This window comes from Roseateles sp. P5_E8 (assembly GCF_054177665.1).
Genome location: NZ_JBGCUM010000036.1, coordinates 1 through 20,210, shown reverse-complemented (window position 1 = coordinate 20,210; position 20,210 = coordinate 1). Strand labels below are relative to the sequence as shown.

24 protein-coding genes are annotated in these 20,210 nt (G+C 68.7%); 11 read left to right on the top strand and 13 right to left on the bottom strand.

Translation table 11 applies throughout. From position 1 onward, the window contains the following. Window positions 1–3: 3 nt before the first annotated feature. From ACXRVZ_RS18980 to ACXRVZ_RS18960, 5 genes are all read right to left on the bottom strand, one after another. Window positions 4–984 (bottom strand): LLM class flavin-dependent oxidoreductase, encoded by a 981-nt coding sequence (locus ACXRVZ_RS18980; RefSeq protein ID WP_458232696.1) that lies wholly within the window; start codon window positions 982–984, stop codon window positions 4–6. A 41-nt stretch (window positions 985–1,025) separates the two neighbouring features. Continuing rightward, window positions 1,026–1,895 (bottom strand): alpha/beta hydrolase, encoded by an 870-nt coding sequence (locus ACXRVZ_RS18975; protein WP_457428076.1) that lies wholly within the window; start codon window positions 1,893–1,895, stop codon window positions 1,026–1,028. Beyond that, entirely contained in the window at window positions 1,892–3,250 is a 1,359-nt protein-coding gene (gene yjjJ, locus ACXRVZ_RS18970) for a type II toxin-antitoxin system HipA family toxin YjjJ (protein WP_457428074.1), read from the bottom strand. Before yjjJ ends, ACXRVZ_RS18975 begins: the two co-directional genes overlap by 4 nt. A 107-nt stretch (window positions 3,251–3,357) precedes the next feature. Continuing rightward, window positions 3,358–3,921, bottom strand: coding sequence for an N-acetyltransferase family protein (locus ACXRVZ_RS18965; protein ID WP_457428072.1), 564 nt, complete (start codon window positions 3,919–3,921; stop codon window positions 3,358–3,360). Continuing rightward, window positions 3,918–4,166, bottom strand: coding sequence for a DUF2917 domain-containing protein (locus ACXRVZ_RS18960; RefSeq protein ID WP_457428070.1), 249 nt, complete (start codon window positions 4,164–4,166; stop codon window positions 3,918–3,920). The genes ACXRVZ_RS18965 and ACXRVZ_RS18960 overlap by 4 nt, the downstream gene beginning before the upstream one ends. Before the next feature lie 107 nt (window positions 4,167–4,273). On the opposite strand from ACXRVZ_RS18960, the gene gcvA reads away from it, so the two are divergent. After that, entirely contained in the window at window positions 4,274–5,203 is a 930-nt protein-coding gene (gene gcvA, locus ACXRVZ_RS18955) for a transcriptional regulator GcvA (RefSeq protein ID WP_458232688.1), read from the top strand. 25 nt (window positions 5,204–5,228) lie between these two features. Here gcvA and ACXRVZ_RS18950 read toward each other — a convergent pair whose 3' ends face one another. After that, on the bottom strand, window positions 5,229–5,618 hold the full coding sequence (locus tag ACXRVZ_RS18950) for a hypothetical protein (protein ID WP_457428066.1): 390 nt from the start codon (window positions 5,616–5,618) through the stop codon (window positions 5,229–5,231). 173 nt (window positions 5,619–5,791) lie between these two features. On the opposite strand from ACXRVZ_RS18950, the gene ACXRVZ_RS18945 reads away from it, so the two are divergent. Then, complete coding sequence (locus tag ACXRVZ_RS18945; protein ID WP_457428064.1) at window positions 5,792–6,379, top strand: hypothetical protein; 588 nt, start codon at window positions 5,792–5,794, stop codon at window positions 6,377–6,379. A 1-nt stretch (window position 6,380) separates the two neighbouring features. On the opposite strand, the gene ACXRVZ_RS18940 is transcribed toward ACXRVZ_RS18945, so the two are convergent. The 3 genes from ACXRVZ_RS18940 to ACXRVZ_RS18930 all read right to left on the bottom strand — a co-directional run bounded on the left by ACXRVZ_RS18940 (window position 6,381) and on the right by ACXRVZ_RS18930 (window position 8,982). Beyond that, a complete protein-coding gene (locus ACXRVZ_RS18940) occupies window positions 6,381–7,094 on the bottom strand; it encodes a YebC/PmpR family DNA-binding transcriptional regulator (protein WP_457428062.1) in 714 nt (237 codons plus the stop codon). 94 nt (window positions 7,095–7,188) lie between these two features. After that, window positions 7,189–7,806, bottom strand: a complete 618-nt coding sequence (locus ACXRVZ_RS18935; RefSeq protein ID WP_457428060.1) for a hypothetical protein — start codon at window positions 7,804–7,806, stop codon at window positions 7,189–7,191. A 96-nt stretch (window positions 7,807–7,902) separates the two neighbouring features. Then, window positions 7,903–8,982, bottom strand: a complete 1,080-nt coding sequence (locus ACXRVZ_RS18930; protein ID WP_458232687.1) for a S1C family serine protease — start codon at window positions 8,980–8,982, stop codon at window positions 7,903–7,905. A gap of 60 nt (window positions 8,983–9,042) precedes the next feature. On the opposite strand from ACXRVZ_RS18930, the gene ACXRVZ_RS18925 reads away from it, so the two are divergent. Genes ACXRVZ_RS18925 through upp form a run of 5 tightly spaced genes read left to right on the top strand, consistent with a single transcriptional unit; the run spans window position 9,043 to window position 12,605 of the window. Next, on the top strand, window positions 9,043–9,666 hold the full coding sequence (locus ACXRVZ_RS18925) for a DUF4124 domain-containing protein (RefSeq protein ID WP_458232686.1): 624 nt from the start codon (window positions 9,043–9,045) through the stop codon (window positions 9,664–9,666). A 5-nt stretch (window positions 9,667–9,671) separates the two neighbouring features. Further along, entirely contained in the window at window positions 9,672–10,388 is a 717-nt protein-coding gene (locus ACXRVZ_RS18920; protein WP_457427569.1) for a DUF1624 domain-containing protein, read from the top strand. A 12-nt stretch (window positions 10,389–10,400) separates the two neighbouring features. Next, window positions 10,401–11,204, top strand: a complete 804-nt coding sequence (locus tag ACXRVZ_RS18915) for a polysaccharide deacetylase family protein (protein ID WP_457427567.1) — start codon at window positions 10,401–10,403, stop codon at window positions 11,202–11,204. Next, window positions 11,201–11,938 carry a 23S rRNA (guanosine(2251)-2'-O)-methyltransferase RlmB gene (rlmB, locus tag ACXRVZ_RS18910; protein ID WP_458232685.1) on the top strand — a complete coding sequence of 246 codons (738 nt, stop codon included), beginning with the start codon at window positions 11,201–11,203 and terminating at the stop codon, window positions 11,936–11,938. The genes ACXRVZ_RS18915 and rlmB overlap by 4 nt, the downstream gene beginning before the upstream one ends. Before the next feature lie 34 nt (window positions 11,939–11,972). Next, the gene (gene upp / locus ACXRVZ_RS18905) at window positions 11,973–12,605 is read left to right on the top strand and encodes a uracil phosphoribosyltransferase (RefSeq protein WP_458232684.1); all 633 of its coding nucleotides are present in this window, start codon (window positions 11,973–11,975) and stop codon (window positions 12,603–12,605) included. Between the two features lie 5 nt (window positions 12,606–12,610). Here upp and ACXRVZ_RS18900 read toward each other — a convergent pair whose 3' ends face one another. Next, complete coding sequence (locus ACXRVZ_RS18900; RefSeq protein ID WP_457427561.1) at window positions 12,611–13,792, bottom strand: acetylornithine transaminase; 1,182 nt, start codon at window positions 13,790–13,792, stop codon at window positions 12,611–12,613. 85 nt (window positions 13,793–13,877) lie between these two features. Here ACXRVZ_RS18900 and ACXRVZ_RS18895 point away from each other — a divergent pair, with 85 nt between their 5' ends. After that, window positions 13,878–14,855, top strand: coding sequence for a GlxA family transcriptional regulator (locus ACXRVZ_RS18895; protein ID WP_457427559.1), 978 nt, complete (start codon window positions 13,878–13,880; stop codon window positions 14,853–14,855). A gap of 102 nt (window positions 14,856–14,957) precedes the next feature. After that, on the top strand, window positions 14,958–15,422 hold the full coding sequence (locus tag ACXRVZ_RS18890; protein ID WP_457427557.1) for a hypothetical protein: 465 nt from the start codon (window positions 14,958–14,960) through the stop codon (window positions 15,420–15,422). Here the strand turns inward: ACXRVZ_RS18890 and ACXRVZ_RS18885 are convergent. The 3 genes from ACXRVZ_RS18885 to ACXRVZ_RS18875 are packed head-to-tail and all read right to left on the bottom strand — an operon-like array spanning window position 15,419 to window position 17,510. Next, window positions 15,419–15,961, bottom strand: a complete 543-nt coding sequence (locus tag ACXRVZ_RS18885; RefSeq protein ID WP_457427555.1) for a chromate transporter — start codon at window positions 15,959–15,961, stop codon at window positions 15,419–15,421. The genes ACXRVZ_RS18890 and ACXRVZ_RS18885 overlap by 4 nt on opposite strands. After that, the gene (locus tag ACXRVZ_RS18880) at window positions 15,958–16,506 is read right to left on the bottom strand and encodes a chromate transporter (protein WP_457427553.1); all 549 of its coding nucleotides are present in this window, start codon (window positions 16,504–16,506) and stop codon (window positions 15,958–15,960) included. The genes ACXRVZ_RS18885 and ACXRVZ_RS18880 overlap by 4 nt, the downstream gene beginning before the upstream one ends. Then, a complete protein-coding gene (locus tag ACXRVZ_RS18875; protein ID WP_457427551.1) occupies window positions 16,503–17,510 on the bottom strand; it encodes a D-2-hydroxyacid dehydrogenase family protein in 1,008 nt (335 codons plus the stop codon). Before ACXRVZ_RS18875 ends, ACXRVZ_RS18880 begins: the two co-directional genes overlap by 4 nt. Window positions 17,511–17,590: 80 nt before the next feature. Between ACXRVZ_RS18875 and ACXRVZ_RS18870 the strand changes: the two genes are divergently transcribed. Together ACXRVZ_RS18870 and ACXRVZ_RS18865 are read left to right on the top strand one after the other, a co-directional pair. Further along, on the top strand, window positions 17,591–18,100 hold the full coding sequence (locus tag ACXRVZ_RS18870; protein WP_457427550.1) for a DUF1993 domain-containing protein: 510 nt from the start codon (window positions 17,591–17,593) through the stop codon (window positions 18,098–18,100). A 125-nt stretch (window positions 18,101–18,225) separates the two neighbouring features. Then, a complete protein-coding gene (locus ACXRVZ_RS18865; protein WP_457427548.1) occupies window positions 18,226–20,076 on the top strand; it encodes an O-linked N-acetylglucosamine transferase, SPINDLY family protein in 1,851 nt (616 codons plus the stop codon). The last annotated feature ends 134 nt before the right edge of the window (window positions 20,077–20,210 follow it).

The following is a 20,210-nucleotide window of genomic DNA, read 5'->3' as shown; positions in this document are numbered from 1 at the left end:
GGCTCAGAGCCCCGCCAGCAGCTCGTAGGACCTTCGCCGCAGCGCGTGGTCATGCACCGCGCAGGCGACGATGAACTCGTCGGCCTGCGTGCGCTCCCGCGTCTCCGCCAGGCCCGCGCGCACCGTCTCCGGCGAGCCGACGACGGCTTCGCTGAGCATGCGCTCCACCTGCATCGCCTCAGTGGGAGACCACAGCCCGGCCATGCTCGCTACCGGCGGCAGCAGCTTGCCGCGCCGGCCGCGCACCATGCCGAGAAAGCGCTGCTGCGCCGACGTGAACAGGAACTGCGCTTCTTCGTCGGTGGGCGCGACGATGACGTTCAGCCCGACCATCGCATGCGGCTTGGCGTGGCGCACGCTGGGTTTATAGGTCGCGCGGTAGACCTGCAGCGCCTGCATCAACATCTCGGGCGCAAAGTGCGACGCGAACGCGAACGGCAGGCCGAGATAGGCCGAAAGCTGCGCGCTGTAGAGGCTGGAGCCGAGCAGCCAGATCGGCACCTCGGTGCCCTGGCCCGGCACGGCGCGCACGACGGCGTCATCCCGGGCAGGCGCGAGGTAGCTTTGCAGCTCCAGCACGTCGTTGGGGAAGGTGTCCTCGCCGGTCGACTCCAGGCTGCGGCGCAGCGCACGCATCGTCGGGCGGTCGGTGCCCGGCGCGCGGCCCAGGCCCAGGTCGATGCGCCCGGGGAAGAGTTCGGCCAGCGTGCCGAACTGCTCGGCGATGGTCAGCGGCGCATGGTTGGGCAGCATGATGCCGCCCGCGCCAACACGGATGCGCCTGGACGCGGCGGCCAACTGGCCGATCAGCACGGCCGTGGCCGAGCTGGCCACGCCCTCCATGTTGTGGTGCTCGGCGACCCAGTAGCGCGTGTAGCCCAGCTCGTCGGCAAGCTTGACGAGGTCCAGGCTGTTCAGCAGCGCTTCGCGGGTCGTGGCGCCTTCGACGACGGGCGCCAGGTCGAGGATGGAGAGCGGGGGCAGGGAACTCATGGCGGCATCTTGCCGGCGCGGGCTTGGCCCTGTCAGGGAGGGGCTTTGCGCAGATGTGATTGGAGCCAGGGCAGCAGGCGCGCCTCGTAGGCCGCCGCGTCGAAGTCGTTCAGGTCGACATGGGCGGCACCCTGCACCGGCCACAGCGCCTTGGGCTCACGGGCGGCGGCGAACAGCGCCTCGGTTTCGGGCCAGCGTGTGTGCAGGTCCTCGGTGCCCGAGGCCACGATCAGCGGCGCACGCACGCCGGCGATGGCGTCGACAGGGCGCAGCCGGTCCGTGCCAAAGCCCAGCCGCAGCGGGATCTGCACCAGCAGCAGCGGCGCCAGCGCCTGGCTGGCCAAGGGCCCCAGGCGCATGGCGAGACGGTCCTGCACGGCGTCGACGATGGTCGGGTAGACCGACTCCAGCACCAGCGCATCCAGCTCGGGCTGGCGTTGCGCGAACAGCAGGGACGCACCGCCCAGCGACACGCCGATGGCGCCGACCTTCTCGCCAGGCAGCCGCTGGCGCAGCCAGGCCAGCGCGGCCTCCGCACCCTTGGCCTCGTGCCGCCCGAAGCTGATGCGTTCGCCGCTGCTCTGGCCGTGCGACGGCAGGTCAACGATGAGGCTGGCGACGCCCTCGCGCTGCAGCCAGCGGGCACGCGCCAGCATCTGCAGGCGGTTGCCGCGCACGCCGTGCAGCATCAACACCGCGCCTTCGTTTGCGCGGCCGGGCAGGAACCAGCCGGCGAGGCGCTGGCCTGCGCCGAACGGGATGGTGACGGTCTCGGCGTTCAGACCCTCGGGCGGCGCGCCGATGGCCGTACGGACGGCGCGCGTCAGGTACTCGCCCGCAGCCAGGCTCAGGCCGGCCAGCACGAGGGCCAGGATCAACAAGGTGATGAGCAGTCGTTTCATGCCAGGGCCATCGCGCGTTCGAGCGCCACGGCGTTGTCCGCGCACAGGGCGTGGAAGGCGGGGCTGATGCGCTCATCGGTCGCAGCCGCGCGCCAGAAGGCCAGGGCCATCGGCGCCACGCGCTGCCAGCGTTCGCGCTCCGCCGGCATCGGCAGGCTGGGTGCAAGCACCGGCGACAGCACTTCGCCGCTGGCCTGCGGGGCGTAGCGCATCGGCAGTTGGTCGTAGCTCGGTGCTAGGCGCAGGCCCGTCGCGTCGTGGAAGAAGCCGAGGTTGCCGCCGTGCATGTCGCTGTTGCCGATGAGCTGGCCGAAGAGCTGGCGCTCGGCCACGCGCTCGGCGTCCTCCGCGCTCAGCAGGCCTTGCGCCGCCAGCGCGCGGGCCACGCGGGTCCAGTCGCTGCCGGCCTTGCCGACGAGACCGGCGTCGGCGCTCTCCAGGCTGACGACGCCACGCCGGCCGTGCGGGCCGACACGGTCAAAACGCTCGCTCTCCAGGAAGTGCCGGCCCGCGTGCAACAGCAGCCGCGTGCGCGCCGCCTGCGCTCCCAGCGCCTGGGCCGCCAGGTGCTCGCAGACGAGGAGGTCGCGCCAGCGCTGCACGGTGGCCGAGTCGTCGGCACCGCTGAACTTGACGACGCAGTGCGGCGTGGCCATGCCGGGCAGCTCGCGCGCCACGGTGAACTTCGGGAACTCGCCGCCGGCCGACGAGCCGGGCAGGGAGCCGTCCATTGCCTGGGCCGCGAGGGTGGCGCAGGCGGCCTGCAGCTCGGCGGTGCCGATGGGCTGGGCGAGGTGCAGCCGCGTGTCGAGAAAGCGGCGCAGGGCGGTGTCGCCCACCAGCAGTTCGCCCGGCAGGTCGTCGCCAAAGGCGCTCAAACCCAGCAACAGCGCGTCATCGTCCCAGTCGCGCGGGTCCGGCGGCAGGCTCAGCCCGGGCGCGTGCCGGCGCGCAAAGGCTCGGCCGAGAAAGCCTTGCGGCCGCAGGTCGTAGAGCGGGTAGGGCAGGCCTTGGTACCAGCCGTCGCGCGCTTCCTCGGGCGTGGGCCAGGCGGCGGCTTCGGTTTCGAGGTGGCAACCAAAAGGCCAGATGGGTCGCAGCAGGCCGATGCGCTGCGGCCGGCCGTCGGCGTCGATGCGGTAGACCGGCGTTTCGACCCTCTGGCCGCGAAAGTCGCGCCGCCAGGCGGTGCGCCGACGCCGTGTCTGGCCGGCGGCCACCACGGCGTCACCGGCCGTGGCGATCAGTCGCTGGGCGGTCTTGGTGGCGCAGCCCAGGTTCGCGGCAATCTCCGCCAGACCCAGCGGGCCGCGCGGGCGGAGCAGGCGTTCGAGGCTGGGCAGGTCGGCGGACATGGATTCAGGTGTTGTGTCCTGAATTGTGTCTCGGGTTTGTGTTGAAAATCAACTGAATGACAAGGACTTGCTTGTGCTTGTGAGCTATAAATGTCTTGAATGTAAGATCAATTCTCGGCGTTGCCCAAGCTCAGCACGCCGCGCACCAGCTGGGCGCCGTCCGGATGTGCCTCAAGGCGGGCGCCAAACTCGCGCATCAGGGACAGCATGCGGCGGTTGCCGGCCAGCACGTCGCCAAACAGGCGCTGCACGCCGTGGCGGCCAGCGTCGGCCATGAGGTGAGCCATCAGCCGCCGGCCCAGGCCACGGCCCTGCCAGTCGTCAGCCACGGCGAGGGCGAACTCGGCAATGGCCGGCCGCTCGGGGTCGCAGACGTAGCGCGCATCGGCGATGACGGGCCGCCCAGGCGCCTCGGCCTCGACGACGACCCAGGCGCGGTGCAGGCACTGGTCCACCTCGGTCAGCAGCTTCAGCAGCGCGGGGCTCAACTCGCGCAGGCCGAAGTGAAAGCGCTGGTGCCGCGAGTCCAGCGACAAGCCATTGAAGAAGCGCTGCTCAGCACAGACGTCGCCGGGGCGCAGCGGCCGCAGCCAGGCTGCGCGGTCGCCCGGCAAGGCCCAGCGGTGCGCCTCGTCGGCGGCCAGAGGCGCAAGTACCGGCGCGGCAGTCACGGCCGCGCCTCGGCGGGGCGCAGGTCCAGCACGGCCTTGGCGCTCAGCGCGCTGATGGTCACTCCCTTGTCGCTCGGCACGACGAAGCACTGGCCCGGCTCCAGCACGATGTCGCGCGCGTCGTGGTCCAGCGTGATCCACAGCGTGCCTTCGGCGCTGCACAGGTGGGCGGCGCGCGCCTGGGGCAGGCGCGAGGTCTGGCCGCGTTGCAGCAGCAGCCGGGTGTGGGGGACGTCGATCAGCATTTGAGGCTCCTTTGCATGCCTTGCAGGCATGCGCATGGCCTGAATACTGATTGCCAGCGCATCCGCCGACAAACGATGATTCGGAAGGCTTCGCATTCCTTCAGATCATGTCAAACAAGCCCATCGACCGTCTCCCGCCGTTGCAGCTGCTGGCCTCATTCGAGGCCGCCGCACGCCACCTGAGCTTCACGCTGGCGGCCGAGGAGCGCTTCGTCACCCAGTCGGCCATGAGCCGCCAGATGCGCGGGCTGGAGGACGAGTTGGGCGTGGCCCTGTTCGAGCGCCGCCACCGCGCGCTGGCGCTCACCGAGRACGGCCGGCGCCTGTACGCCGCCTGCGCCATCGCGCTGAACACGCTGCGCGTGGCCGTGCGCACCGTGCGCGAGCCCCACCAGCGTCAGCTGCTCGCGCTCACGACCACGCCCGGCTTCGCCTCGCTGTGGCTGATCCCGCGCCTGACCGCCTTCACCCGCGCCCACCCGGGCATCGACGTGCGCCTGGACGCCGGCCTGGGCAACCGCAATCTGGCCAGCGAGGGCTTCGACCTCGCCATCCGCTACAGCCCCATAGTCGCGGCGCAGGGCAAGCAACTGTTTGCCGAGTCCATGCTGCCCGTCTGCAGCCCGCGCCTGGTGGGCGAGCTGGGCCTGCCGCTGCGCGAGCCGCCCGACCTGGCCCGCCACACGCTGCTGCACCTGGCCATGGACGGCGACAGCGCCGGCATGCCGGCCGAGTGGGAGCCGTGGCTCAGCGCCTGGGGCCTGAGCGATCTGCGGCCGGCGGCGCGCTTGAGTTTTTCGAGCTACTCCGAGGCCATTGCTGCAGCGATAGCGGGGCAGGGCGTGGCGCTGGGCCGGCGGCCGCTGGTGGACGCGCTGCTGGCGAGCGGCCAGCTCGTCACGCCCTTCGATGCCGGCATCGCGTCGGCGCGGGCGTATCGGCTCATCGTCGACCCGGCGGCCAAGTCACGGCCGGCGGTGAAGGCGTTCGAGCAGTGGTTGCTGGCTGAATGCGCCGGCGAACCCGCACCGACCTGATCGCCAGGGCGGTTTGCGCCCAGCCTCAGCCTGCTCCGTTCAGGTGGCGGGCGATGCCGGGGTCGGCCGACTGGGCCCGCAGCAGCAATTCCCGGGCTCGGGCAGGGTCGAGGCTCGCGTCGCGCGCCTCACGCAGCAGCGCCGCCGCCAGGCGGGTCCGCCAGCGCTCGGCGGCGGCCAGCGCCCAGGGCTGCTCGCTGAGCGTCAGGCAGGCGCTGCGGTAGAGGTTGAGTGCGGCGGCCAAGGCCAGCATGGCGGCCGCACTGCCGGCAGGGGCATGCTCGTGCGCCGTCAGGTGGTCGTTCAAGGCCTGCACATCGACCCAGACGCAGTCCGGGTTCAGGCGTATGCCATGGTCTTGCACCAGCAAGGCCGCGTCGTGGGCCAGCAAGCGGCGCAGCCGCGCGACGGTCACTTCAAAGGCCTTTTGCCGACCTTCCCGCCCATCGCCGGGCCACAGCTCGCGGGCCACCACCTCCGTCGATGCGACCTCGGTGCCTCGGCAGGCCAGATAACGCAGCAGTTCCAGCGGCTTGCTCGCGGCCTTGCGGCCGTCCGCCGGGCGGGCTATGGGTCAACGGGGTGGACATGAGCCTGTCAGCGACGACGGCCCGCACGGCGCCTACGGTCTCCTTCGATGCCGTCCAGTTCGACCAGTTCCTGATCACGGGCCCCACCGCCACGGTGAATGTCGGCGTCACGGTCACCATCGACGGCACGTCGGTGCGGAGCGCTCCCGGTCTGGTGCTCACGAACTACATCTTCATCAGCGGCAATCGCTCACCGGCGCCCAGCGCCTCGGCCAACTCGATCGCAGACCGGATCAGCAACGACTCGGCGCGCGATGTGCTCGCTTTCGGCCGCACCGCCACGTTCGGTGGCGGTGTCACGCAACCCAGCCTTCATCGAGTCGACTCGGCCTCGTTCACCGCAGTGGTCGGCACGCCTTTCGAGCGCGGCTTCGAGTTCGCGCTGTCCACCTTGAACACGTCCCTCAGCTTCACCGCGCGCGTGGAGTACTCGCTGCCGGACGGCTACACGCTGACGTCGGCCCGCGGGCTGGCGGTGAACGCGGTGCCGGAGAACGGCAGCTGGGCGCTGATGCTGGCCGGCCTGGCCGGTCTCGCCAGCCTGCGGCTGGTGCGGCTGGTACGGCGAAAAGGCGCCGCTGGGTGAATCAGCCCGCCAACCCGGCGTACACGTGCTGCACGTCGTCGTTGTCGTCCAGCGCGGCCAGGAAGCTCTCAACCTCTTCCAACTGCTCGGCGTTCAGGCTCGCCGGGTCGACCGGGTTCTTGGGCCGATAGCCCAGCCTGGCGCTCAGCACCGTGAAGCCCTGCGCCGGCAGGGCACGGCTGACGAGGTCGAGGTCGGTCGGTTCGGTGAGGAACACGGTGATGCCGTCCTCGTCCGCCGGCAGCAGGTCCTGCGCGCCGGCCTCGATGGCAGCGGTGTCCGCATCGGCGCCGGGCGTGGCGGGCTCGGCTTCGATCATGCCGAGGTGGTCGTAGTCCCAGCTCACCGAGCCCGACGTGCCGAGCTGGCCCTTGCGGAACAGCACGCGCATGTCCGACGCCGCGCGGTTCACGTTGTCGGTCAGCACCTCCACCATCACCGGCACGCGGTGCGGCGCAAAGCCCTCGTAGATGGCCTGCTCGAAGTGGACGACTTCGCCGGTCAGCCCGGCGCCCTTCTTGATGGCGCGGTCCAGCGTCTCCTTGGGCATGGACACCTTGCGCGCCTGCTCCACCACCAGCCGCAGCCGCGCGTTGTCCTTGGGGTCAGCGCCGTGGCGGGCGGCAATCATGATGTCCTTGGACAGCTTGCCGAACAGCCGGCCCTTGGCATTGGCGGCGATGTCTTTGTGTTTGGCTTTCCATTGCGCGCCCATGGGGTGTCCTGTGTGTATGTCAAGTGATCCGAGGCGGCGTGCGCCGCATCCGGTGTATTACTTTATAGAGAGGGTTTCGCTGAGTTCTTTGTAATTAGAACTCATTGGCGACCACGCCAATTACCTTTTGCATTTCGGCAACAAGCTTGCCACGAAGTGCCGGTACTTCATTTTCGATAATTTCCATGGCCCTATCCTGCTGTTCAAACAGTTTATCCATTTCTGACGGTGCGAGTCTCGACATGTCTCGCGCTTCAGCGGAGATATAAGTACGCACAGCTCGCGGCAGTCTCGCGAGAAATGCCTCTATTGCTGTGTCCACATCTGGTGGCAAAAGGATCTTCTTGTCAATGATCGTTCTACGCAATTCCCATAGAGGTATTTCAAATTTGTTGCGGCGTTCTTGTGGGGTGCCGCTCAGATGTATCGCTTCGCTTGCTCCTCGCTCCAAGGCAACCACCGCGCCATAAAGAGCAAGTATTGCATCTGCTTGCCTCTCGAAAATGCCGCCGTATGAAATTTGCATTCGGAGTCGATCTTTTTCGAGCTGAGAACGAAACCTATCAATCTCCGTGGATGCTTTTCTCTCAATGGCACTCTTGAATTCAATCAAGTCTCTTTCCAAGCGAGAACCTATGAAAGATTTCACCAAATAGGTAAGTGCGCCAAGAATAAGAGCATTGGCGCCCAAGGCGGCAAGCAAATTTTCCATATTACTTTGATGTGTTTGGAGAAGTGATTGTCGCTGAGGTTGAGTTCCGCAAACGTGCAGGAACGACGTGTAGGCATGCAAGAAGAGCCCTTGCGGTTAGTCCGAACTCCCCAGCGTCGCCGCCACCTTCCTCGTCTGCCCCGCCCGCCACACCGTCAAGGTCACCTTCTCCCCGATCTGCCGCGTCTCCAGCAGTGACAGCATGTCGTCCAGGTCCGCCACCGCCTGGCCATCGACGGCGGTGATTACGTCGCCCTGTACGATGCGCCCGCTGCGGTCCCGCCCGAACGGCTTGAGCCCTGCCGCCGCCGCCGGGCTGCCGTCCGCCACGTTGACGAGCAGCACGCCCTTGGGCGCCCCCAGTGCCTGGGCAAGGTTCGGCGGCCCCGACGTGACCCCCAGCGCCGGGCGGATGAAGCGCCCGTCTCGGATCAACCTCGGCACGATGCGGTTCACCTCGTCCACCGGAATGGCAAACCCGATCCCGGCACTCGCCCCGCTCGGGCTGAAGATTGCCGTGTTGACGCCGATCAGCCGTCCGACGGAATCCAGCAGTGGCCCGCCCGAGTTGCCCGGGTTGATGGCCGCGTCCGTCTGGATGGCGCCCTTGATCGTCCGCCGCGTGACCGACTCGATCTCGCGGTTCAGCGCCGAGACGATGCCGGTGGTCAGCGTCTGGTCCAGCCCGAAGGGGTTGCCGATGGCGTAGACCTTCTGGCCCACCTGCAGGTCGCGGCTGGCGCCCACCGCAATGGCCGGCAGCTTGTCGCGCGGCGCCTCGATGCGCAGAACGGCGATGTCGCGGTCGGGGAAGGCGCCCACCAGCCTGGCCGGGTAGCTGCTCTGGTCGGCCAGCGTCACCGTGGCGCGGTCGCCGCCCTGAATGACGTGGAAGTTGGTGACGATGTGGCCGGCGTCGTCCCAGACGAAGCCGGTGCCCGTGCCGCTGGGCTGCTCGCTGGTGCGCAGCGAGAAGAAGTCGCGCTGCACGCTCAGCGTCGTGATGTGCACGACCGACGGCGACACGCGCTTGAACACGCCGATGTTGTTCATCTCCTCGGCGTCCAACGCGCCACGGGCGCTGACGGCACGCGGCTGGGCAGCCTTGTTCTGGGCTACGGCGGGGCCGGTGGYTAGCCATACGATGAGGGCCAGAGCGAGCAGACGCTTGGACATGAAGCGGGCGAAGGAGCGGTTGCGATGGGGCACATTTTGGTCGGAGACAAGGGGCTGGCGATGACGCGAAGGGGCGTGGGCCTGACGCTGTGCCTGGCGCTGTGCCTGTCGGTGTCAAGTGCCTGGGCGCAGCAGGTCTGGAAGTGCGACGCGGGCGGCAAGGTGGTCTTCAGCGACAAGCCCTGCCCACAGTCCGGCCAGCCGGTGCCAGGGCGCAACCTTCAGCCCAATGTGGTGGATGCCATGAAGCCCGAGGTCGTCGATGCCGCCATGGGCCGCCCGCCGGCTCCCGTGCCGCTGGTGCCGTTGGTGCCCCCGGGCAATGCCTGCCCGGGCGACGGCGAGATCCGCGGCATGCAGACGCGCGGCAACTCGACGACGCTGGGCGACGCCGAGCGGCAGTTCATGCAGGACGAGGTGCGTCGCGCCCGCCAGTGCCGCAACGGTCAGGGCCGCTACACCGATGCCGACTGGGACATCAGCCGCGAGGCCCAGGCCGCGCAGACCCAGCTGAGCGACCGCGTGCGCCAGGATGCCCGGCAGCGCGCCGAAGCCATGCACAGCGCGGCTGACCCGGACGAGGGCGAGCGCATCGCCCGCCGCCGCATTGCCGAGGAGCGGCTGGCGCGGCGCCAGCAGCAGTCGCAGAGCGGTCAGAATCCCGCCGCTTCCTCACCCCGCTGACCTTCATGCTGCCGGCTGTTGCCGATTCCAAACCCAAGCGCTCCGACCGTCTCGACGCGTTGCGCGGCCTGGCCATCGTCTGGATGGCAGCCTTCCATTTCGGCTTCGACCTGAGCTACTTCCGCTGGATCAGCCAGGATTTCTATCGCGACCCGGTCTGGACGTGGCAGCGCACCTGCATCGTCAGCCTGTTTTTGTTTTGCGCGGGTGGCGGACAGGCGCTGGCGATGGTGAACGGTCAGAGCCGGGAGCGGTTCTGGAAGCGCTGGGTCCAGGTGGCGGGTTGCGCGCTGCTGGTGACGGCGGGCTCGTGGTTCATGTTCCCGAACAGCTGGATCAGCTTTGGCGTGCTGCACGGCATTGCCGCCATGCTGTTGCTGCTGCGCCTGGGCCTGGCGCGCCTGCCCAACGCGGCGTTGCTGGCGCTGGCCGTGGCCGCCATCGCGCTGCCACAGTTCGTGCAGCACCCGGCGTTTGACACGCGCTGGACGGACTGGCTCGGCCTCGTCACGCACAAGCCCATCACCGAGGACTACGTGCCCGTGCTGCCCTGGCTGGGCGCCATGCTGCTGGGCTTTGTCGCCACGCGCATGCGGCCTCAGCTCTGGCAGGGCACGGCGCCCAGGCCGCTGGCCGTGCTGGGGCGCTGGTCGCTGAGCTTCTACATGGTCCATCAGCCGGTGCTCATAGCCGCGCTGATGGCCGTTCAATCCCTTCGTTGAGGAGACACAAAGATGAAAAAGATGATGCTGGCCGCGCTTGGCCTGTTCGCCGCGGTGGCCGCTACAGCGGCGCCTTTCAACTGGCCGGGCGGCGCACAGGCGGCCGTCACGCTGGGCTATGACGACGCGCTGGACAGCCAGCTCGACCACGTCGTGCCGGCGCTCAACAAGCGCGGCCTGCGGGCCAGCTTCTACATCCCCATCAACGGGCCTACCTTCCCCGCTCGCCAGAACGAATGGAAGGCGGCCGCAGCCGCGGGCCACGAACTGGGCAACCACAGCCTCTTCCATGGCTGCTCGGCCAAGGGGCCGGGCCGGGAATGGGTGCTGCCGCACCGCGACCTGGACAAGCAGACGCCGGCCCAGGTGCAGGAGCACATCCTCGCGGCCAACACCTGGCTGCAATCGCTGGACGGCAAGACCAAGCGGACCTTCACACCGCCCTGCCTGGACCTGAAGGCCGGCGGCCAGGACTTCGTCAAGGCGCTGCAGCCACAGTTCGTCGCCTACCGCGCCGCCAACCCGGCGATGGTGACCGACCTTGACGCGTTCGACCCCTATGCCGTGCCGGTGTACTTCGTCGAGGGCTGGACCGCCGAGCAGTTGATTGCCCTGGTCGAGAAGGCGGCCGCTCAGCACGCGATGGTGCATCTGCTGTTCCACGGCGTGGGTGCCGAACACCTGAGCGTGACGCGTGAGGCGCACGACGCGCTGCTGGACCATCTGGCGAAGAACAAGGCGCGGCTCTGGACCGACAGCTTCGTCAACGTCATGGAGAACGCGCGGCGTCAGCAGCCCGCGACAATGCGGCCATGAGTTCCCCCAAGTCCGTCCTGTTCGGCTTCCACGCCGTCACCGTCCGCCTCAAGACCCACCCCGCTTCGGTCGCCGAGGTCCATTTCGACCCATCGCGGCGCGACCAGCGCATGCGTACTTTCGTCGAGCGCGCCAAGGAGGCCGGCGCCAAGCTCGTGGAGAGCAACGACGAGCGCCTGGGCCAGATCGCTGGCAGCACGCGCCACCAGGGCGTCGTCGCCCGCGTGCAGGCGCTGGCCCAGCCGCATTCGCTGGACGACGTGCTCGACGCCGTGGAAGGCCCGCCGCTGGTGCTGGTGCTGGACGGCGTGACCGACCCGCACAACCTCGGTGCCTGCCTGCGTGTGGCCGATGGCGCGGGCGTGCATGCCGTCGTTGCCCCCAAGGACCGCGCCGTGGGCCTGAACGCCACGGTGGCCAAGGTCGCCAGCGGCGCGGCCGAGACCGTGCCCTATCTGATGGTCACCAACCTGGCACGGACCTTGAATGAGCTGAAGGAGCGCGACATCTGGGTCGTTGGCCTTTCGGACCAGGCCGAGCGTTCCATCTACGACGTCGACTTCAAGCGCCCCATCGCCTTCGTGATGGGCGCCGAAGGCGAGGGCATGCGGCAACTGACGGCCAAGACCTGCGACGAACTCGTGCGCATCCCGATGGCCGGCGCGGTCGAAAGCCTGAATGTGTCGGTGGCCTCGGGTGTCTGCCTGTATGAGGCGCTGCGCCAGCGCRGATAATTCTGACTGTTTAGAAAAACTGGGAGTTCCCGTCATGGCCGTCATCGAAGTCAAGCACCCGCTGGTCAAACACAAGATCGGCCTGATGCGCGAGGCGGACATCTCGACCAAGAAGTTCCGCGAGCTGACCGGCGAAGTGGCGCGGCTGCTCTGCTACGAGGCGACGGCCGACTTCCCGCTGGAGAAGACGACGATCAACTGCTGGAGCGGCCCCGCCGAGATCGACCAGATCGCGGGTCGCAAGGTCACGGTCGTGCCCATCCTGCGTGCGGGCCTGGGCATGCTGGACGGCGTGCTGGACATCCTGCCCAACGCCAAGGTGTCGGTCGTCGGCCTGGCCCGCGACCACGAGACCCTCAAGCCGGTGAATTACTTCGACAAGTTCGTCGGCAACCTGGACTCGCGCACGGCACTGATCATCGACCCGATGCTGGCCACGGCCGGCAGCATGATCGCGACGGTCGACCTGCTGAAGGCGCGCGGCTGCAAGGACGTGCGCGCGCTGGTGCTGGTGGCGGCGCCGGAGGGTGTGAAGGCGCTTGAAGCGGCCCACCCCGATGTGCGCTGCTGGACGGCGGCCATCGACAGCCATCTGAACGAGGTCGGCTACATCATCCCGGGCCTGGGCGACGCGGGCGACAAGATCTTCGGGACCACGCAGGGCTAAGTTCTTCAGCCCAGCACCTCGCGCAGCGCCCGGCGCAGCAGCGCCAGCCCCTCGTCCACCTCGGCTGCGCTGATGTTCAGCGCCGGCATCAGGCGGATCAGGTGAGGGCGCGGCGCATTGAGCAGCAGGCCCACCGGCGCCAGTGCCTGTGCGGCCGCCACCACCTCGCTCGCGCTGTCTGATGGCAGCACCAGCGCCCGCAGGAGCCCGACGCCACGCTCGCCCACCAGGCCGTGGTCGCGCGCGATGGCCTGCAGGCCGATAGAGAGCTGTTCTGCGCGGGCGCGTACGACTGCGAGGAAGTCGGGCCGGCAGACCTCGTTCACCACGGCCAGCCCCACCGCCGCCATCAGCGGGTTGCCGCAGAAGGTGCCGCCCTGGTCGCCGGGCAGGAAGCAGTTGAAGGCCTCCTTGCACAACAGCGCCGCCAGCGGCACGCCGCCGCCCAGGCCCTTGGCCAGCGTCATCACGTCGGGCTCGATGCCGAAGTGCTCGTAGCCGAAAGCCTGGCCGCAGCGGCCGATGCCGGTCTGCACCTCGTCGGCGATCAGCAGCACGCCGCGTTCGGCCGTCAGCGCGCGCAGCTCGCGCACGAAGCCCGGGTCGGCCAGGACGACGCCCGCCTCGCCCTGCACGAACTCGATCATCACGGCCGCCGTGTGCGGCGTCATCGCGCGCTCCACCGAGGCGATGTCGTTGAGCCGCGCTTTCACGAAGCCGGCGGGCATGGGTGGATAGATTTCGCCCCAGCCCGGCTTGCCCGAGGCGCTCATCATCGCCAGCGTGCGGCCGTGGAAGGCCTGCTCGAAGCCGATGATCTCGTGCGCGCCGCCACGCATGCGGCTGCCCCAGCGCCGCGCCAGCTTCACCGCGCCCTCGTTGGCCTCGGCGCCCGAACTGGCGAGGAAGACGCGGTCGAAGCAGCTCAGGTCCACGAGCCGCTTGGCCAGGTCCAGCAGCGGCCGGTTGTAGTAAGCCGGGCTTGGGTTCAGCAGCCGCTGGGACTGCGCCAGCAGGGCCTGCGTGATGAGTGCGGGGCTGTGGCCCAAACAGTTCACTGCCCAGCCCTGTACCAGGTCCAGGTGGCGCTTGCCGTTCTCGTCCGTCATCCAGGCGCCATCGCCTTCGACAAAGACCGTGTCGGTCCTGCGGGTGATGGTGATGAGGTCGTGGCCGGGGTCGCTCATGGCGCGTCCTTCGTTGTCGATGGCCGGCAGTTTGGGGCGGCCTGACAATGGCCGCCATGACGCAGTTCCCACCTTTTCTGCCAACATGACCTGCCGCATCGCCTTCGTGCTTTTTCCCGGCTTCCAGCAGCTGGACCTGGCCGGCCCGATGGCCGTGTTCGAACTGGCCAGGCTGGCGCTGCCCGGCAGCTACGACTGGCGCCTGGTGGCCAGCGCAGGACCTGCGGTGCGCAGCTCCGCCGGCGTGGCGTGGCCGGTGCAGGGGCTGCCACGCCGGCTGGGAGATCTGGACCTGGTCATGGTGATCGGCGGCGATGGCGTGGACGCCGCGTGCAGCGACGCCCGCCTGGTGGCCTGGCTGCGCCGGGCCAGCCGCTCGGGCGCGCGCGTGGCCAGCATCTGCAGCGGCAGCTTGGTGCTGGCCGCCGCCGGCCTGCTGGATGAGCGCACGGCCACGACGCATTGGTCGCGCAGCCGGCAGTTCGCCACCGACTTTCCCGCCGTGCGCCTGCGGCCCGACCGCATCTACGTCCGCGAGCCCGCAGTTCGCCAGCTTGGCCTGCCGGAACTCTGGACGAGTGCCGGCATGACGGCCGGCATCGACCTCTGCCTGGCATTGCTGGCCCACGACCACGGCGAAGACGTTGCGCGCGAGGCCGCGCGCCATCTCGTCGTGGAGCGGCGGCGGCCCGGCGGGCAGTCGCAGTTCTCGCCGCTGCTGGACCTGCAGCGCCCGGACGGCCGTTTCGGCGCGCTGCTGGACGAAGTACGGCGTGACCTGCGGCGCGACCATCGCGTGGAGGACCTGGCCGCCCGGGCCTGCATGAGCCCGCGCCACTTTGCGCGCTGCTTTCACGCCGAGACGGGCGCCACGCCCGCGCAGGCGGTGGAGCGGCTGCGCGTGGAAGCGGCGCGCGCGGCGTTGGAGGGCGGGTCAGCGTCGGTGCTGCGGGTGTCGCTGGACTGCGGCTTCGGCAGTACCGAGCGCATGCGGCGAGCCTTCCTGCGGCTGCTGGGCCGCCCGCCCGCGGCATTTCGGCCGGGCGGCGTCGGCGCAGGGTGAACTTTCACCAACGATGCGCTGATCCCTGCGGGCACGCCCTTGCGTCAGTACAGGCAGGCAAGCCGATCCCTGGCGAGCCACTACTGATTCAAGGAGCCCGTCATGGCCACACTTTCCACCCCCACCGTCACCCTCGGTAGCACCACCGGCGACAAGCGCGATGTGACCGTCGCCGGCACGATGAACTTCGATGCCAGCGACGTCGGCCGCACCTATCGCCTGGAGATCAAGCTCTACGGCGAGGACCTGTCCGGCGACAACCTGCCTTCAGGCGACACCACCGCCGACGACCTCATCAGCACCTTCATGTGGGTCAGCGGCGGCATCCTGCTGCGCTCCTACAAGGCCGTCACCGTGCTGGCCGCCGGCGCCGTCAGCTATTCCGAGAAGCGGGCCATCGACACGGCCAAGCTCGACGAGGACAGCGGCAAGGAGATCGTCGGTTGGGCCGACATCAACACGCCCATCTACATGCCGCGTTCCGACGAGGTCTATGCCCAGGTCACGCTGGGTACGGCGCCCGTCAGCAAGCGCTCGGCGACCGTGCAGGCCGGCATCGGCGTCTAAACGAAGCCGAGCGCACCCAGCACGCCGCCACCCAGCACCATCCAGACGAGGCCCAGCCTCGTCTTCAGCGTCAGCAGCACGGTGACGGCGATCAGCGCCAGCGTGCCCCAGCGGTGGTCGTCGGCGCGCAGGAAGGGCAGGGCCAGCAGCCAGCCGGTGGCGATGATGAGCCCCAGCGTCAGCGGCATCATGCCGACCGCGAAGGCACGCACGGCGATGTGCTCGCGGTTGGCCCGAGCCCAGCGCGTGGCGGTCAGCGTCAGCAACGTCGACGGCAGCATGATGCCGGCCATGGCCGTGGCGGCGCCGGCCAGGCCGGCGACGTTCCAGCCCAGCACGGCGACGAACAGGATGTTGGGCCCCGGCGCGGCCTGGGCCAGCGCGATGGACGTGGTGAACTCGGTCTCGCTCAGCCAGCCGGTGTTGACGACGAGGTAGCGGTGCATCTCCGGCACCGTCGTGATCGCGCCGCCGATGGACATCGGCGACAGCACCAGGAAGTGCAGGAACAGGCTGCCGAAATCGAAGGGCAGGCTCATCGGAGCTTCCGCCAGGCCAGGGCCATGCCACCGCCGCCCACCACGGCCAGCACGGTGACCAGGGGCCAGCGCAGCAGGCCGATAAGCACGAAGGCGGCCAGCGCCAGGCCCAGCGCCGTCGCCCGGCCCATGGGGTTCTGCTTGAGTGCCGGTAGCAGCTTGATGCCGGTGGCCAGCACCAGCCCGGCCGACACGGCGCCCATGCCGCGCAGCGCATTGACGGCCACGGGGTGCTGTGACAACTCCCCGTAGGCGGCGGCGAGGCCCAGCACGATGACGGCCGGCACTGCCAGCATGCCCGCCAGCGCAGCAATAGCGCCCCGGGTGCCGAAGAAGCGGTCGCCGACCATCAGCGACAGGTTGACCACGTTGGGCCCCGGCAGCACCTGGGCGATGGCCAGCATCTCGACGAACTCTTCCTTGCTCAGCCAGTTCAGCCGCTCGACCAGCTCCCGCTGCGCCACCGCCAGCACACCCCCGAAACCCTGCAGCGCCAGCCGCGTGAAGGCGACGAAGAGCTCACCCAAGGATTCGGGGCGGTTCACCGGTGAACCTTGAGCGCCTCGGGGTTGACGAGGTGGGTCGGCTGGGCCTTGATGAAGTTCAGCACGTTGTCGAAGGCCGCGTCGAAGTAGAGCTCGTAGCTGTCCTGCTCCACATAGCCGATGTGCGGCGTGCAGACGGCGTTCTCCAGCCGCAGCAGCGGGTGGCCTTGCAGGATGGGCTCGCTCTCGAACACGTCGATGGCCGCCATGCCGGGCCGGCCACGGTTGAGGGCCGACACCAGCGCGCCTTCCACCACCAGCTCGGCCCGCGAGGTGTTCACGAACAGCGCAGTCGGCTTCATGCGCGCCAGGTCCTCGGGCGTGACGATGCCGCGCGTGGCGTCGCACAGGCGCAGATGCACGGACAGCACGTCGGACTCGGAGAAGAAGGCCTCGCGGCTGGGTGCCGCCTGGTAGCCGTCGGCCTCGGCCTTCAGGCGTGAGGCCTCGCTGCCCCAGACCATCACCTGCATGCCGAAGGCGCGGCCGTAGCCGGCCACGAGCTGGCCGATCTTGCCGTAGCCCCAGATGCCCAGCGTCTTGCCGCGCAGCACCATGCCGACGCCGAAGTTGGCCGGCATGGACGCCGCCTTCAGCCCAGCCTGCTGCCAGGCACCGTGCTTGAGGTTGCCGATGTACTGCGGCAGCCGGCGCATGGAGGCCATGATGAGCGCCCAGGTCAGCTCGGCCGGCGCCACCGGGTTGCCCACGCCCTCGGCGACGGCGATGCCCAGCCGCGTGCAGGCCTCCACATCGATGTGGCTGCCGACGCGGCCGGTCTGCGAAATGAGCTTGAGCTTGGGGAGCTTTTCGAGCAGTTGCCGCGGAAAGGCGGTGCGCTCGCGCACGAGCACCAGCACCTCGGCGTCGCGCAGCCGCACGGACAGCTGGCCTATGCCCTTGACCGTGTTGGTGAACACCTTGGCGTTCAGCGGTTCCAACTTGGCCGCGCAGCGCAGTTTGCGCACGGCGTCCTGGTAGTCGTCGAGGATGATGACATTCATAGCTTGGTTCATTGTGCCGCGTGCATCGCAGGGCTTTGGGCGGCATGGCTACCATCGGTTTCCCTCAAGGAGACAACCCGATGACGACGATTTCCATGCACGCCGCGAGCGTGCCCGCCCTTGCCAAGATGCTGGGCAACATGCTGAACTGGCTGGAGGCGGCCAAGGCCCACGCCGAGGCGAAGAAGTTCTCGACCGATGTCTACCTGACGCTGCGGCTGTCGCCCGACATGCTGCCGTTCAAGAACCAAATCCAGATCGCCAGTGACGCCGCCAAGGGCTGCGTGGCGCGGCTCGCAGCCCAGGAGGCGCCCAAGTTCGAGGACAGCGAGGCCACGCTGGACGAACTGACAGTGCGCATCAAGAAGACCCTCGACTACGTGCTGTCTGTGCCGGCCGAGGCTTTTGAAGGCAGCGAGGACCGCGAGATCGTCATCCCCCGCCGCACCGGCGACCCGCGCCGGTTCGACGGCCTGAACTATCTGAGACATTTCGCACTGCCCAACTTCTACTTCCACGCCACCACGACCTATGCGTTGCTGCGCCATGCCGGCGTGCCGCTGGGCAAAGGGGACTATCTGGGCGGTTGATTCCCCAGTTTGAGGTGGCCCGGGCGGGAAATGCTGCGCATTCCGCAGCCTATTCCCCGCGCCTTCCGGGCCGCTGCGGCTTGAAAATCGGCAGACGATCCGCTCTCGCCGCCCGCCGCATGGACATGTCGACACCTCCTACCGCCCAGCCTCAAGGCCTTGCGCTCGTTGAGCAATGGCTGGAGCTGGCGCGCAGCGGGCAATGGCCGCTGCCGCAGGTCATGGACGCCGCGTCGCGCCTGCAGCAGGCGGGCGCCGCCGACGCGGCCTGCGTGCTCTACCAAAGCTGGGTCGCCGCCACTCCCTCGCCGCTGCGCTACGTGGCCTGTTTCAACTGGGGCGCCATCCTGGGCGACCAGCGCCGTCATGTCGAAGCCGAGAGCGTTTACCGCATGGCCTTGAGCGTGGCGCCGCATTTCGCGCAGGCGCGCCTCAACTTGGGCCATCAACTGGAGCACCAGGGCCGCGAGGAAGAGGCGCTGGCCGAATGGCGCACCGTGTATGAGAACGAAGCGCCCGAAAGCCTGGGCGCCGAGCCGCTGAGCCTGCGCCTGCACGGTTTCAACAACGCCGCCCGGTTGCTGGAGCAGCTCAAGCGCTATGACGAGTCCGAGGCGTTGATGGTGCGCTCGCTGGAGCTTGACCCGCGCCAGAGCGACGTGGCCCAGCATTACGTGCATATCCGCCAGAAGCAATGCGCCTGGCCGGTCTACAAGACCGTGGGCGATGTCACGCACAACCAGTTGCTGATGAGCACCTCGCTGCTGGGCATGCTGGACGAAAGCGACGATCCGGCCCTGCAACTGCTGACGGCCCAGCGTTTCGTCTACGAGAAGGTCGCGAAGGTCACCGATGCGCCGCTGCACAAGGGCAGGAAGCGCGAGGGCAAGATCAAGGTCGGCTACCTGTCCGGCGACCTGCACATGCATGCGGTCGGCCTGCTGTCGGCCGAGCTTTACGAGCTGCACGACAGAGCCAGATTTGAAGTCCACGCCTTCAGCTGGAGCCGTGAGGACGGCACGCCGCTGCGCGCGCGCCTGAAGGCGGCGATGGACAGCTACACGCCGCTGCACGGCGTCAACGACCGCCGCGCCGCCGAGCTGATCGCCGAAGCGGGCATTGACGTGCTCGTGGACCTGCAGGGCCTGACCAGCGGCGCCCGCCCGGGCATCCTGGCCCACCGCGGCGCGCCCATCCAGGTGAGCTATCTGGGCCTGCCCGCCACGTCGGCACTGCCGGGCGTGGACTGGATCCTGGCCGACCGCTTCGTGATGCCGCCGGAGTCGCTGCCGTATCACACCGAGAAACCGATCTACCTGCCCAACAGCTACCAGGTCAGCGACCGCAAGCGCGTGGCCAGCATGCCGCCGACCCGCGCCGAGGCAGGGTTGCCGCAGGACGCCTTCGTCTTCTGCGCCTTCAACAACAACCACAAGATGAGCGAGCAGGTCTGGCGCTGCTGGATGCGCGTGCTGCGCCAGGTGCCAGGCAGCGTGCTGTGGCTGCTGGCGGACAACCCGTTCGCCAAGGCCAACCTCAACCGCGTGGCGGCTGAGGAGGGCGTGGCCCCGGAGCGCCTCGTCTTTGCGCCGCGTGCCCAGCCGACCGACTATCTGGCCCGCTTCACGGTGGCCGACCTGTTCCTGGACACCTTCCCCTACAACGCCGGCACGACGGCCAGCGACTGCCTGTGGATGGGCACACCCATCCTGACCCGCTCGGGCAAGACCTATATCTCGCGCATGGCCGGGAGCCTGCTGACGGCCGTGGGCCTGCCGGACCTGATCACGACGACGATCGAGGAGTACGAGCAGCGCGCCGTTCAGATCGGCAACCAGCCGGCGCGCGCCGCTTCTTACAAGCGTTACCTCGCCGAGCACGGCCACAGCTCGCCGCTGTTTGACATCCCGGCCACGGTGCGCGATATAGAGCGCGAGTTCGAGCGCCTGGCGCTCGACGCCCGCAGCAAGCCCTGATTTAGCAAGTCCTGATGACGCGCCAGCACGATCCCTTCTTCGACGGCCAGCGACTGCCTGTGGATGGGCACACCCATCCTGACCCGCTCGGGCAAGACCTATATCTCGCGCATGGCCGGGAGCCTGCTGACGGC

Coding starts and splice junctions, on each gene's coding strand:
- ACXRVZ_RS18975 (WP_457428076.1), bottom strand. CDS start 1,895: ATGAAACGACTGCTCATCACCTTGTTGATCCTGGCCCTCGTGCTGGCC.
- yjjJ (WP_457428074.1), bottom strand. CDS start 3,250: ATGTCCGCCGACCTGCCCAGCCTCGAACGCCTGCTCCGCCCGCGCGGC.
- ACXRVZ_RS18960 (WP_457428070.1), bottom strand. CDS start 4,166: ATGCTGATCGACGTCCCCCACACCCGGCTGCTGCTGCAACGCGGCCAG.
- ACXRVZ_RS18945 (WP_457428064.1), top strand. CDS start 5,792: ATGAGCCTGTCAGCGACGACGGCCCGCACGGCGCCTACGGTCTCCTTC.
- ACXRVZ_RS18940 (WP_457428062.1), bottom strand. CDS start 7,094: ATGGGCGCGCAATGGAAAGCCAAACACAAAGACATCGCCGCCAATGCC.
- ACXRVZ_RS18935 (WP_457428060.1), bottom strand. CDS start 7,806: ATGGAAAATTTGCTTGCCGCCTTGGGCGCCAATGCTCTTATTCTTGGC.
- ACXRVZ_RS18925 (WP_458232686.1), top strand. CDS start 9,043: ATGACGCGAAGGGGCGTGGGCCTGACGCTGTGCCTGGCGCTGTGCCTG.
- ACXRVZ_RS18920 (WP_457427569.1), top strand. CDS start 9,672: ATGCTGCCGGCTGTTGCCGATTCCAAACCCAAGCGCTCCGACCGTCTC.
- ACXRVZ_RS18915 (WP_457427567.1), top strand. CDS start 10,401: ATGAAAAAGATGATGCTGGCCGCGCTTGGCCTGTTCGCCGCGGTGGCC.
- upp (WP_458232684.1), top strand. CDS start 11,973: ATGGCCGTCATCGAAGTCAAGCACCCGCTGGTCAAACACAAGATCGGC.
- ACXRVZ_RS18900 (WP_457427561.1), bottom strand. CDS start 13,792: ATGAGCGACCCCGGCCACGACCTCATCACCATCACCCGCAGGACCGAC.
- ACXRVZ_RS18895 (WP_457427559.1), top strand. CDS start 13,878: ATGACCTGCCGCATCGCCTTCGTGCTTTTTCCCGGCTTCCAGCAGCTG.
- ACXRVZ_RS18890 (WP_457427557.1), top strand. CDS start 14,958: ATGGCCACACTTTCCACCCCCACCGTCACCCTCGGTAGCACCACCGGC.
- ACXRVZ_RS18885 (WP_457427555.1), bottom strand. CDS start 15,961: ATGAGCCTGCCCTTCGATTTCGGCAGCCTGTTCCTGCACTTCCTGGTG.
- ACXRVZ_RS18875 (WP_457427551.1), bottom strand. CDS start 17,510: ATGAATGTCATCATCCTCGACGACTACCAGGACGCCGTGCGCAAACTG.
- ACXRVZ_RS18870 (WP_457427550.1), top strand. CDS start 17,591: ATGACGACGATTTCCATGCACGCCGCGAGCGTGCCCGCCCTTGCCAAG.
- ACXRVZ_RS18865 (WP_457427548.1), top strand. CDS start 18,226: ATGTCGACACCTCCTACCGCCCAGCCTCAAGGCCTTGCGCTCGTTGAG.